This window comes from Bacillus sp. JH7, from assembly GCF_001563515.1.
GTDB classification, from domain to species: Bacteria; Bacillota; Bacilli; order Bacillales; family Bacillaceae_G; genus Bacillus_A; species Bacillus_A cereus.
In genome coordinates this window covers 1,261,965-1,275,715 of the sequence record NZ_LPUS01000001.1, presented here as the reverse complement: position 1 = coordinate 1,275,715, position 13,751 = coordinate 1,261,965, and the positions used below count along the sequence as shown (strand labels likewise).

Below are 13,751 nucleotides of genomic sequence, written 5' to 3'. Positions count from 1 at the left end.
TAGCCCTCACCAATCGGGCTTTTACGGGATAAATACTTCCATATAACTGTTGTTACTGGGCGCTTTTAATAAGCGCTCTTTTATTTATATTAAAAATCGATTCTACTAAGAATCGATTTTTCTGCTTTATAATAAAACATGCTTATTTTCAAATTTTTTTGATGCAAGATGACATTTGTTGCAGAATCAAATATATCCCTTCCTTGTTATACAAGCTTATTTCTATTAGAAAATATCTACTTCAATATTTCTAGTTGACCAAGTCCTTCTATAAGTTGTTAAAATGCAAATTTCACTTTACTACCTCAAATTTATTGTACTCGTAAAAAGATAATTGAAAACGATATTCCGGATGTTCTCTCACCCAATCGTAGGCTTCTTCTAAAATTTCCATTTTGTTTTGCAAGTCATTAAGTTCACTACATTCGTCCTTTTTCTGTTTGCACAGAGGGCAGAATCCATTCACTATTTCCGCACTCGTCACCCTAATAGTTTTACTTTCTAAATCAACTACTAGACGAAGAATAAAAGAATGCTCTTCTTTTGTAGTCACCTTCATTTCAGCAATCCGATCCTCATTCCAAAAGACACCGTTTAATTCCATCTTTACTGTGACATCTTTAATATCTAAGTCTACCACTATCACACCTCCCTTGTACAAAACTCAATCTTACTCTTCTATTTTAAACTTTAATACACCACAACTTAAAGAGATATTAAGTTTTTTCCAATCCTTCTTTACTATGAAAGAAAGTGTAGTTAATGCTAATTGTGTGGTAAATATTATCCAAAAAACTAAAACAGTTAAAATGTTAAAGATTGTTTCCATTAAACTACACTCTTTTCTTTATATATATTTTTATTTTATTAATACGGTTTGAAACTCTTATTACGTCTTAACACTCCCAAAGCAATTATAATGCACAATCACAACAACAAGTTGATGCCTATTTAATATCAATACGCTGTTATTACATGTATGTAGTTAGAGATGGAGGAGCAATTCATTTAACCTCTGTATTCTCCTCCATCTCAGCCAAATACCTAATCTGCCGTTCCGCTTTTCTCACTGCTGTACGAAAATGTTTTTTCAGGAGTTCTACTGTATTTTCACTTATATAATATCTTTCCGTTATACTTTCCCACGTGTCACCACTTTCAAATGTACTCCATTCAAAAGGGCGTTCTGTATTTTTCTTTAGTTCTTTAAACACCCATTTTCGCATCTTTTTTTTCGCTTTTTCTGTTAGTTTTCCGTTTTTTACAAGTTCAAGTTCACCATGTCTTTTGTATCGCTTATTAATATCTCTCTCGCTACACACTTTAAGAAGTATATTTGCTGTATTTTCAGCATCTGCTAAAGCACGGTGCTGTTTTCCTTCCCACGTTAAAGCGAGCTGTTCTACCGCAAATTGTAAACTTGGCGTATGTTCAAACAATTCCTCATATGCTTGGAAAACAAATTTTTGCAAATCAATTCTATTTTCTTTTTCTATACTTGGGCATTCAACACCATATAATGTACAATCATGAGATAGAAAGCGATAATCTTCTTTTCCCCATGAAACAAATATAGAACCTTCGCCGATGAACTGAATAAATTTCTCTATAATTTGAGGGAATTTTTCTACACCCATTAAATCTTTTTTCGTAATACCGGTTAATTTTGTTGTATGACGAGTTAATCGTGCACTTGGTTTTACTAACTCCGAAAATTCTTCAATTATCTTCATTGTACCTATTTCTATTTTTACAGCTCCGATATCAACTATTTCTGACGGATCTTCTGATTTATACGGTCTGAAATTCCTCTCAATATCAAACACAATAAAATGTGTAGCGTTTTTCAATTTATTTACCTCTTTCTAAATTCCTTTTCACACAAACACTTTATTTTCAGTATTTATTTATTCATGTACTTTATACAAAAATACTCCGAATAAATAAATGAAAATTCAGTCTCGTTATGATATGTAAGTAGGAGGACATCTATAAAAATGCAAAAAAAAAGAAGGGCGAGCCCTTCTTTTTTCAAAAATTACTTCTTGTTTACGTTAGTAGCTTGAGGTCCACGGTTACCTTGTTCTACTTCGAAAGTAACTTCTTGACCTTCTTCTAAAGTTTTGAAGCCTTCGCCTTGGATAGCTGAGAAATGAACGAATACGTCTTCTCCGCCTTCAACTTCGATGAAACCGAAACCTTTTTCTGAGTTAAACCATTTTACTTTACCGTTTTGCATGAAAAAAATCCTCCTACAATGTACCTATATGTACATATTCATTTTCAACCACCTTACAATAATAAGCCAGATATTAAAAAACTGCAACCCCTGAGGAGATTTAACATTGCTATCCTCCTCGGAAGTTACAGCTCATTTAAATCTCTATATTATTAAAAGTAAAATGGTTTAAATATACTATATCATATCAATATAATAAAAGTAAAGTTTTTTTCTTAAATTATTTTTTGTTCCCACTGCATTGCTTTTAATTCACCTGATCCGGCTACTACATAGCCATCTTTTTGATTAACAATGCGCCATCCGTGCCCTTTAACCGAATCACATACTGTAACAATACCTTCTTCAAGAAGCACACGGCACACACTACTAATACCCGCCTTATTTTGCGTTGAAGTTGTATATAAAATATGTTGATCTACACTTAAGTCTAAATAACTACTTGCTTTCTGCTCACTTTGACATGTGTGCCAATATATTTTTTCACTTGCAATACTTTCATCTATTTTACAATAAGAAATATTCCCGCTAACTCCCTTGCACGATCCACTTGCCGCTACTAAATAAGAATTGTGTAAAGTCAACGCAGAGATCATTTGATTCATCGCAATTTTAATCCTCTTTAATTTACGTGTCTTCAAATCAAAGAGCCAAACACCACCATATTTAGCATGAATTTTCGTACCAATAAATAAGTAATGTTTATATAAAAATAACGATCGAATAGACGGTGCCGCACTGCCATACTCAAGAAACGGATGAATAGTTTCCCATGTCGAACCGAAATTATTAGAAAGATACAGCATTTTTTCTCCATGAGCAACAACAGTTCCTTGTACATTGCTACATACATTCCAACTCGTTGCTTTTGTTGGAAAACGCTGAATTGTCCAATTCTCTCCACCATTCATACTACGAATAAAAATCCCTTCGTCACCTACACCATAAACTACATTATCTTCGCTATGTAAATCCCTAATTCGTTTTTGAAAACCATTTAAAATTCGTTTCCATTCTCCGTCTTGTTCAACAAATAAGCCATTATATGTAGTAGCTAACAACAGTTTTCCATCTCTTAACTTTGTAATAGCAGTTGCACTTAACATTGTCTCCACGTTGACACTCCCATTCTTAGAACTTCTCAGCAAATGCAATTGCAAAATTACTGCATTTTTCAACATCCTCTTCATCTTCTGGAGCTAATTCAATTTTCAGCCCTTCTTGTACAAGCTCTGCACCGCGTTCCACAAGACGTTCTTCAAATATCGTTACCGCTTCACAAAACAGTTCATACGCCGTATCACCCGATCCGAATACCGCTACCTTTCTCCCAGCTAAATCTATATTTTCTAAGTCATCATGAAAATCTTCCGCTTCAAATGGTAATTCACCATCGCCCCACGTATAAGATCCTAAAATGATTCCATCATAAGCTAATAATTCTTCAGCATCCATGCCTTCCATTTCTTGCAATACTACTTCATGATCAAAAGCATCTAAACTAACTTTAATTAAATCAGCAATACTCTCTGTATTTCCTGACATACTTGCATAAGCTATTAAAATCTTTGCCACTTTGGCATCCCCCTCTAACAATAAATGATTCTCATTCTCATTATATTAATAATGAGAATCAATTTCAATTATTTTTTTCTACTTTTATTTACATTTCACATTACTTATTTCAAATAAAGTGAAAGTTTAATGAGACCTCACCAATCAAGCTTTTTCAGACAGCCCACAAAGAGCGGAATAAATAAAAAAGCACAGATGACTATACAATCATCTGTGCTTTTTTATTACTTTTTAAAAATACCAAACGGCTTTCCAACTGGTAAAACAACTTTTCCAAAGTGTGTGTTTAACACTGCTGCTGCTGAACCATAGAAAGATAATAATGAAATAAGAAGTTCAGAATATGCTGCTAAATTATGCATTGCATGCGGCATAACACCTAAAGTACTTAATGAAAGACCGATAAATAAGAAATCAATAAGGACGAAGATCATAAATAATACTTTATGTGTTTCCATTGCACCAATTGTCATAAAGATTGTGAAAATCAAATATCCGATAAAGGCTACACCAAGCTGTTTTGAATCTGCAGCTTGTGCTAATTTTTCGCCAAATACTCCAAGTTGAATTAACCAAGTCATTCCAACACCTAGCCAAAATAGACCGTACGCACCGAATGCTGTTGTACCGAATGTATTGTTATGCTTTGCATCATGAATGCAAGCAAAGATTTGTGCAAATCCTCCTAAAAAGATTGCCCACGGTAATACAAGTGAAACGCCATCTGTTAAGCCTAACTTTTGAGATGATGCTACAAGTGTTACCATCGCTAATCCAAATAGTCCAATTCCAGATGGATCTGCTGTTGTCATTTTCACATGATGTGTAGTAGTTTGATTGCTCATATAAACCTCCTGATTATAAACATACTCGAATACAATACTTAAATCAGAAGCCTATGTCAATGGTTTTTTTTGTATGTTGTCAGACGTTATATTTTATAATGATTAAATATATTTCCGACCACTTCATAAGGTTTTATATTCACTTTTTCCAACTCATTTATCGGTAGCCATAACGGAATATAACTTCCTCTACCTTCCCACTGAAATTCCTCAGCTGTTCCACTTCCGAACACTCCGCCTGTAATATAGGCAGCATAATAATATTCATTTCCTTTATATTTTACCTTTGCAATGAGGTGCTCCACTTTTATATGTACCCCTAATTCTTCGTATACCTCTCTTTTCGTTGCCTCTTCAGGCGTTTCACCTTCCTCAATCCCTCCGCCAGGAAACACATAATATGTTTCCTCTTCTCGAATACGTTTTATAAGAGCGATTTTTCCTTCCTGTACAATGATAGCCGCTCCGCGATTTCTTATCATTTTATTACCTCAATACGAATCGCAACTGTTCCCCACTCTTTTTCTTGTTCTTTCGTATATATTTTGTATGTACTTTCTAACATTTCCTCTAAACTATCATTTTCACAATCCAATAATTTTTTATCGATTTGTTCATACATGGCTTTAAAGCTCTCGTATCGCTTTATTTCCGTTACTTTTACCGTCATCATTTCTTTTGTCGTAAGATTCGTAAATACGATTTCATCGCCTTTGTTTATTAGTTGACGTTTTTCATCGTATAGGCGTACTTCATATACTTTTTTTCCTGATTGAATTGACTGAAACGGTTTATTATATAGACCCATTTCGTATCGCATACATCCCACTTCCTTTTGTTCATTTCACCTATTAATACAGTTCACATTACTACATCTTGCATATAATATTCCATACGTATCACTTAATTGAGAAAGGAGGCTGAAGAAGCATGTTATATTTAAATCAAAAACCTGAATATAATAAATATGATATTGGTGATTATACTTATAGTAAAGTAGGGCCAACCATTTTTTCTTGGAACGATGAAACAAAATTAAAAATAGGTAAGTTTTGTTCATTAGCAGAAGAAGTCGTTTTCATACTTGGCGGTGAACATCGCGCAGACTGGATAACAACTTATCCATTTAATGCACTTTTTGATGAAGGAGCACATATTACTGGTCACCCTTCTTCAAAAGGTGATATCGTAGTCGGCAATGATGTATGGATTGGTTATCAATCCTGCATTTTATCTGGTGTTACAATTGGTAACGGTGCCATTATTGGTGCAAAAAGTGTTGTTACAAAAGACGTCCCTCCATATGCAATTGTGGCTGGTAATCCTGCAAAATTTGTTCGATATCGTTTCCCACAAGAAACGATTGACAAACTAGAGAATCTCGCATGGTGGGACTGGGACATTTCTGTTATAAAAGGAGCCATTCCATTACTACTCTCCGACAAAATCGACGAATTTTTCACCTCACCCGAAAAAGAATCTACATGATAAATACAGAAAGAGCATCCTTTTTTCCGGATGCTCTTTCTGTATTTATTTTTTATTTATTTGCAAATGATTACACGGAGAACATTGAAAAGGAATTTTCCTTAAGCAATTAAGATTCGTTTCACAAATTTGTTCTATCGTTGGAACAAATGGAATGACAACTATGTTACTTTCTACCATTTGTGTAACAGGTGGCAATACTGTGCCTACTTGATGTTCGAAACGAATACTCGCTTGATTTATATAATTTCCTGAACCATTTGGCGCGCTCTGCACTACTACTTGGAACGAAACTGTCCGTGCTTCACCTGGATTTAAATTTCCTATAATAAAACCTGATACTGGGTTTACATTTGGCACTGGCGTATTATCAATCGTTACAGTTCCAAGGACAAATTGAACACTACTATCTAACATATCTTGAAAACGAATATTTTGTATTGCTGTATCCCCCGTATTTGTAATAACTGTCGTAAACGTAATAACATCGCCAATTGTTGCTGCCTGTAAATTTGCCGTTTTTACGACTGTCGTTGAGACATTTTGAGGAATAAACGGGATAACAACTGTATTGCTATCACCTTCAACTACTACTGGCGGCTCATTCGGATTTACAGTTGCGAGCCCATTTGCTATAGCAGTATTTGTAACTAAATTATTTATTTGTCCTCCTGTTATTACGACTTGGAAATTAATAATTGCTGCGTCATTTGGCTGAAAATCACCTAACGGAATACCGGTATTCGGATTAGCAAATGGAAGAGGTACATCATTTACCGTTACCGTGCCATTTATAAATAGCGTATTCGGATCAATGATATCTGTTAACACAATGTTGGTCACAGGAACTGTACTATCATTTATAACAGCGATTCCGTAAGTGACAACATCCCCTATCATTGCTACTTCAAAGTTTGCTCCTTTTGCAACAAATAAGATTGCAGTATTTACCGTCACTATAACTGTATTACTCGTATCCATCACTGTAACTGGCGGCTCCCCTGGTACTAAAATATATTCTGCTAACGCCCCAGCAACGTTCACTACTGTACCACCATCTGGAAAGCTCGTAATCGTAGCTTCATATGTTACAATCGCCGTCTCACCGACTGGAATGTCTACAATCGTAAATCCAACCTGCGGATTCACTCCCGGACGAGCTACTCCATTTACAGTTACACTATTTGGTACAAAAACAGCTTCCGGAGATAGGACATCGATAAATTGAATATTCATCGCATCAGCAGTACCAGTATTTAATATTCGAACCGTATACTTTACTGTTTCTCCTACTCCAACAATTGAATGATCTACTTCTTTTTGCATATCTAAACTGCCTCTATTTACTGGTGTGACTGTCGTATTACTTGAATTTGTAATTGTAGACGGAGGTTCTCCTGGAATCAATTCGAAATCACCCGTTACTCTTGCTGTATTCATAATGCTACTAGAAGGCGGAACTGCGATTATATTTACTTCAAATGTAATTAATACACTATCCCCTACTGCAAGATTAGGCAATGCAAAGCCTATAAATGGATCTAAACCTACTTGCGGAATCCCATTTATTTGTACACTTCCAAGAACGAATTCTAAACTAGGTGATGGAACATCGCTAAACTGAACGTTCGTCGCTGTTACCGTTCCCGTATTTGTAACTTGCACACTATACGTTAACGTATCTCCTAATCGTGTCGCTTCTTTATTTACAGATTTTATAACGCTGAATCGTCCTCTATTCACTCTAGTTATCGTCGTATTACTCGGCTCTGTTACTACAACCGGTGGCTCTCCTGACACTAAAGTAAAGCTTCCTGTTATATTTGCAACGTTCGTAATTGTTCCTGATGACGGGATGTTTGTAACTGTCGCTTGAAACGTCACTATAACTGTTTCACCAACTGGAATATCTCCAACTCCAAATCCAGTAATCGGATTTAAGTTTGGTTGCGGGGCTCCATTTATTGTTACACTATTTGGTAAAAATGACGCACCTGTTGAAATCGTATCAATAAACTGAACATTGTTAGCTGTTACTGTTCCTGTATTCGTTATTTGCACTGTATACGTCAATACATCTCCAACTAGAGTAGCGGCTCTATTTACTTGTTTAATAACATTAAAGCGTCCTCTATTTACAGTTGTGAGTGTTGTATTACTTGGCTGATTTACTATAACTGGTGGTTCTCCTGGTACTAAAATAAAGCTTCCAGTAACATTTGCCGTATTGGCAATTGTTCCGTTTGACGGAACGCTAACAACTGTTACTTGGAATGTGACTTCTACACTTTCACCTGGAGTTATATCGGGAAGTGAGAAGCCAGTGTTAGGGTCTAATCCAGGCTGTAACACACCGTTTATCGTTACACTATTTGGTACGAATGTTATAGAGGATGGTAATACATCACTATATTGAACATTCGTCGCTATCACTGTTCCCGTATTTTGAACTACTGTTGTATATGTGATTGTATCGCCTACTGCAACAACCGGCTGACTTACTGATTTTAAAACATTCAAACCAGATTCATTGATTTCTGTTAATGTCGTATTACTTGTCGTTGTTTCCGTAATAGGCGGTTCTGTTTCACTTACAGCAAATGTAGCTGTAACGTCTACAAAATTAACAATCGTTCCACCTTCTGGTATGCTTGTAACCACTTCCTGATATGTGACAAGTACAAAATCATCGACAGGTATATCTGGAACTGTAAAACCAATGAAAGGATTTAATCCTGGTGCTGGTACCCCGTTTATGCTCACACTTCCTGGTACAAATGCTACACCCGCGGAAGTAGTATCGATAAATTGAACATTCGTCGCTGGCACTGTTCCGAAATTAAAAATCAATACATCATACGTTAATATTTCTCCTACCGTCGCTACTTCTTTATCTACTAGTTTCAATGGAAAAATAAACGCTATATTAATTGTCGTAACGACTAAATTTGTTAATATCGTTTCCGTAATCGGTGGTTCCTGCGGATTTGGTTGTGAAGTAAATGTAACATCTGCATCATTTAATATGACTTCATTATCTGGAATTTCTGTAATCGTCACTTGGAATGTGACCTCAATACTTCCACCAGCGATTAATAATGGAGTAGCTGTAAATCCTATTTCTGGATTTAATCCTGGTTGCTGCACTCCACCTATCGTTACACTATTGTCAACAAACGTCGTCCCTTCTGGAATGACATCTTGGAAGAGTACATCTGTAACAGGGATAATTCCTACATTCGTTATTAGCACTGTATACGTTAATACATCCCCGACAGCCCCAGTTGCAACATCAACTGTTTTTGTTGCTGTTACTTCACCAGGAGGAGGTAACGGTATTGTAACTACCGTTGTATTACTTGAATTTGTTGTTGTTACAGGTGGTTGTAAAGGATTCAATAAGAAAGTGGCTGTAGCAGATGCTGTATTTAATACTGCTCCACGTGTAGACGGTGCAACTACCGTAACTTGGAACGTTACTGTCAATGATGTTCCAGCTGCAATATTAGGAAGCGGGAAACCAATATTTGGATCAAATCCAGGTTGAGGCGTTCCATTTATCGTTACACTATTTGCTACAAATGTTGTTTCTAAAGCAATTGGATCAAGGAAAGAGACATTCGTTGCTGTTACTGTACCGTTATTTCGAATGACAACAGAATACGTGTAAGTTTCTCCAAGTGCTGCTTGTTGTACAGATGAAGATTTTTGTATATTTAACTGTGCTGTGTTTACTTGCGTCACTACAAAATTACTATTTGTAACAGTCGTTATTGGAGGGTTTGCTGGATTTATAAGAAAACTTGCAGTAACGTTCGATTGGTTTCTTATATTTCCACCGCTCGGAATACTCGTCACTGTAACTTGAAACGTAATCGTAGATGTTTGCCCGACCGGAATATTTGGTACTGGGAAACCTACCATAGGATCCGCACCTTGCTGAACGACTCCATTTATCGTCACACTATTTGCTACAAAGGCAGTACCAGACGGAATTGGATCTTGAAAAACAATATTCGTTGCAGGAACAGTTCCTGTATTTTGAATAAGAATCGTATACGTTAACGTATCTCCTACACCGGCTTGTGGTGTATTTACACTCTTCATTACATTAAGTGATCCTACATTCACTCGCGTCACAACAATATTACTAATCGTTACAATTGTAATTGGTGGCTGGAGAGGACTTACTTGGAAATCAGCAGTGACATTCGCATTATTCGGAAGAACTCTATTTGGTGGTATACTCGTGATTGTCACTTGAAAAGTGACCGTCACCATACCTCCTACTGGAATATTAGCAAGTGGAAATCCAGTTGTCGGGTTTAAACCTGGTTGAAGTGTCCCGTTTATTGTTACACTATTCGCTACAAAAGTGGTTCCAACTGGAATCGGATCAAGGAATGATACATTTGTCGCTGCCACCGTTCCACTATTTTGTATACGGACTGTATACGTTAACGTATCTCCTACACCGGCTTCAGTAGCACTTACACTTTTCCTTACATTTAACCCTGAAGAATTCACGACCGTCATAACAGTGTTACTTGGTACTGTTACAGTAATCGGTGGCTCTGTTGGATTTACAAGGAAATCTCCAGTTACATTCGCATTATTTACGACATTATTTCCTTGGGGAATTTCATCAATTAATACTTCAAACGTAACAATAACACTGGCGCCAGTAGGCAAATCATTTAATGGGAATCCAAGTCCTGGATCTGCCCCCTCTTGTAAAACACCATTAACCAATACACTATTTTCAATAAATAATGTCCCTTGTGGAATTGAATCTTGGAAAAATACATTTGTAGCTGGTACACTACCTGCATTTATAACTTCGATTGTATATACTAAAACATCTCCCACCGTCGCAACATCTGTATTCACTGACTTCACAACTTCAAAGTTTCCTGATTGTACTGTCGTATTCACAACATTACTCGGAACATTTATTGTCACTGGTGGTTCACTCGGATTCACTTGAAAGCTTGCTGTTACATTCGCTTGATTTAAAATATCTTCATTTTCTGGATCCTGTACAATTAACACGTCAAATGTGACTACAACTGTTTGAGCCGCAGGAATATTCGGAAGAGAAAATCCTGTATTCGGATTTAGTCCACTTTGCTGTACTCCATTAATTGTTACAGAATTTGCAACAAATGAAACAGCAGAAGAAATAGGGTCTTGGAAAAATACATTTGTTAACGGAACGTTCCCTGTATTTTGGACGGCAATTGTGTATGTTAAAGTATCCCCTACTGCTGCTTGCATTGTATTCACTTCTTTTATTACATTCAAACCACCTGTATTAACTTGTGTCACAACTGTATTCGTTAGTCTATTAATTGTTATCGGTGGCTGATTTGGAATAACGACAAAATTAGCAGACACATTTCCGCGATTCGGAATCGTACCACCTGACGGCGTAGATGTTACTCGTACTTGAAATGTAACAGTCCTACTTCCGCCAGGAGATATATTAGCTACCGTAAACCCACTCGCTGGATTTGCCCCAGGTTGTGAAACCCCGTCCACAGTCACACTATTTGCGATAAAAGTCGTTCCAATTGGGATTGGGTCTTGAAAAATAACGTTCGTTGCAAGTACATTTCCTGTATTTTGAATTGTTACCGTGTACGTAAGAACGTCGTTAACCGTTGCAAAAGCTTTATCCACTGTTTTTCTCGTTGTTATATCAGCTATATTAATTGTCGTAACTACAGTATTACTTGTCGCTTGCCCTGAAACTGGTTGTTGACCAGGCACTGGAGTAAAGGTAAATGTTGCACTTGCACGGTTTGGAATTGGATTGACAAGAGGGTTCGATGTTACTCGAACTTGAAAGCGCACTACAGTCGTTTGCGAAGCATTAATACTTCCTAGATTAATACTACTTGCTGGATTCGCTCCTGGACGTGCTACTCCATTTACCGTAACGCTATTTGCGACAAATGTTGTTCCAGCAGGGATACTATCAACAAAAATAACATTGCTCGCAGTGACATTTCCATTATTTGTGACATTAACTGTGTACGTTAATACATCATTAAGCGTTGCCGTCTGTAAATCTACAGATTTCTGCATACTTATAGTTGCTTGATTCACTGTCGTTTGTACTGTGTTTGAAGAAGACGTACTTGTAATAGGAGGACTACCAACGAAAGGACGAAATTGATATGACACCATTGCACGATTTAAAATAGGATTGGGATTCGGGAATGATGTTATTCGAACTTGAAATGTAACAATTCTTTGCGTGTTATTTGGGATTGTACCTAAATTAATTCCATTAGCAGGGTTTGCATTCGGCTGTGTTACTCCTCCTACCGTAACACTACCTGCAACAAACGTCGTTCCGTTCGGAATACTATCACGTAATACAACGTTTTCTGCACTTCCTGTTCCTGTATTTGGGACCGTAATCGTATAAGTGAGGGTATCCCCTACCCCTGCGACTGTTCTATTAACTGATTTAACAGGATTAATAATTGGACCTGTTGCATCAATTTGAACACCAAAACCAGCTGCAGCGTATCCATCTCCATTTGTAACAAATCGAACCGTTGCTGACGTTTGATTATTTACTAATGATGCAGAGGCATTTACATTCGTAATATCCCACCCTTGTCTTCGGACAGCTAAAGCTATCCCTAACGGCTGATTCAAATCTCCAAATGTCCCGGTTGTATCTAACTCTCCAATGTCATTACAAATTTGAGACTGGAAGAAATTATTCGCAGGGTTTCTCGGTCCGAATAATGCAACTGTAGCATTTGCATTCGGTCCAAAGCGAAGTTGATCTCCAACAATGTTAGAATCGCCTTCTTGAGCAGTTACGAGCACTCTTCCTGTAACAGCTCCTGTTGCCGGCGTAGCAAATCCTGAAATAGTAGCATCAACAGGCGGGGATGAAGCATCAATAATTTCTTGGCCTGCATAAACTGACAAATTCCGAAGAGGTAAACTTGCATTTTGATATACAACCTCAAGCGTCCAGCCAGCTGAACGACTGATTGTTGGATCAGCTGAAGTTCTTGCAGCGGGCACAGCACCTGTTGTATATGTGCCTGCCCCACCTGCACTAACAAGATTCGTTACATTAGCAGAGCGAGCATAATAAAACTGATTTCCTACTGAACCTTGCTGCGCGGTAGCGGGATCTGGCGTAACAGCAAACGTCCCTGATGGTGTTGTAAATGTAATATCATCATTTAAAAATGGTAAAACATCTTCCGTATCAGTCCGAAAAGTACCAGCCCAAACTAACTCTGCATATAGCACACTACTCCCCGCCGGAAGATTTAAAATTGCACTTGAAGAATTCAATTGCCATTCATCCGTCGTTCCTGCTGGGAACCCTGGTACTTGCAGCGCTGTATTTACCGTAGTAAACACAGCAAGTGTACCAAAAATATTACCTGGCGCAGGTGATGTAGGACTAAGCCCTAACGTGTTCCCAGTGAACGTGACGGCACCAGGTACTGTTGTTGTAAAACGGTTTATAAAAGGCACACAATCATCTCATTTCATTTATAGTAAAAAGTGCTCTATACTATGAAATGTAGACAAACTATGCAATGTACGTTGTCCAACAAAAT

The 13,751-nt window shown here is 37.1% G+C and carries 10 protein-coding genes; 1 reads left to right on the top strand and 9 read right to left on the bottom strand.

Going from position 1 to position 13,751, the window contains the following annotated elements; all coding sequences use genetic code 11:
• Positions 1 to 292 precede the first annotated feature (292 nt).
• From AU379_RS06645 to AU379_RS06610, 8 genes are all read right to left on the bottom strand, one after another.
• Entirely contained in the window at positions 293 to 640 is a 348-nt protein-coding gene (locus AU379_RS06645; protein ID WP_000227980.1) for a hypothetical protein, read from the bottom strand.
• A 364-nt stretch (positions 641 to 1,004) separates the two neighbouring features.
• Positions 1,005 to 1,850 (bottom strand): exonuclease, encoded by an 846-nt coding sequence (locus AU379_RS06640; protein WP_000786415.1) that lies wholly within the window; start codon positions 1,848 to 1,850, stop codon positions 1,005 to 1,007.
• A gap of 188 nt (positions 1,851 to 2,038) precedes the next feature.
• On the bottom strand, positions 2,039 to 2,239 hold the full coding sequence (gene cspB / locus AU379_RS06635) for a cold shock-like protein CspB (protein ID WP_001179150.1): 201 nt from the start codon (positions 2,237 to 2,239) through the stop codon (positions 2,039 to 2,041).
• Between the two features lie 215 nt (positions 2,240 to 2,454).
• Entirely contained in the window at positions 2,455 to 3,354 is a 900-nt protein-coding gene (locus AU379_RS06630; protein ID WP_000449493.1) for a hypothetical protein, read from the bottom strand.
• Between the two features lie 16 nt (positions 3,355 to 3,370).
• Positions 3,371 to 3,814, bottom strand: coding sequence for a flavodoxin (locus tag AU379_RS06625; protein WP_061139030.1), 444 nt, complete (start codon positions 3,812 to 3,814; stop codon positions 3,371 to 3,373).
• Between the two features lie 224 nt (positions 3,815 to 4,038).
• Entirely contained in the window at positions 4,039 to 4,659 is a 621-nt protein-coding gene (locus AU379_RS06620) for a GPR1/FUN34/YaaH family transporter (RefSeq protein WP_000070938.1), read from the bottom strand.
• Positions 4,660 to 4,745: 86 nt separating this feature from the next.
• Complete coding sequence (locus AU379_RS06615) at positions 4,746 to 5,141, bottom strand: NUDIX domain-containing protein (protein ID WP_000620829.1); 396 nt, start codon at positions 5,139 to 5,141, stop codon at positions 4,746 to 4,748.
• Positions 5,138 to 5,479: an ASCH domain-containing protein gene (locus AU379_RS06610; protein WP_001268348.1), complete on the bottom strand. Its 342-nt coding sequence runs from the start codon at positions 5,477 to 5,479 to the stop codon at positions 5,138 to 5,140. Before AU379_RS06610 ends, AU379_RS06615 begins: the two co-directional genes overlap by 4 nt.
• 110 nt (positions 5,480 to 5,589) lie before the next feature.
• Here AU379_RS06610 and AU379_RS06605 point away from each other — a divergent pair, with 110 nt between their 5' ends.
• Positions 5,590 to 6,147 (top strand): CatB-related O-acetyltransferase, encoded by a 558-nt coding sequence (locus tag AU379_RS06605; protein ID WP_000966304.1) that lies wholly within the window; start codon positions 5,590 to 5,592, stop codon positions 6,145 to 6,147.
• 45 nt (positions 6,148 to 6,192) lie between these two features.
• Here AU379_RS06605 and AU379_RS06600 read toward each other — a convergent pair whose 3' ends face one another.
• Positions 6,193 to 13,665 (bottom strand): DUF11 domain-containing protein, encoded by a 7,473-nt coding sequence (locus tag AU379_RS06600; RefSeq protein WP_061139029.1) that lies wholly within the window; start codon positions 13,663 to 13,665, stop codon positions 6,193 to 6,195.
• Positions 13,666 to 13,751: the final 86 nt, after the last annotated feature.

Coding starts and splice junctions, on each gene's coding strand:
- cspB (WP_001179150.1), bottom strand. CDS start 2,239: ATGCAAAACGGTAAAGTAAAATGGTTTAACTCAGAAAAAGGTTTCGGT.
- AU379_RS06620 (WP_000070938.1), bottom strand. CDS start 4,659: ATGAGCAATCAAACTACTACACATCATGTGAAAATGACAACAGCAGAT.
- AU379_RS06615 (WP_000620829.1), bottom strand. CDS start 5,141: ATGATAAGAAATCGCGGAGCGGCTATCATTGTACAGGAAGGAAAAATC.
- AU379_RS06610 (WP_001268348.1), bottom strand. CDS start 5,479: ATGCGATACGAAATGGGTCTATATAATAAACCGTTTCAGTCAATTCAA.
- AU379_RS06605 (WP_000966304.1), top strand. CDS start 5,590: ATGTTATATTTAAATCAAAAACCTGAATATAATAAATATGATATTGGT.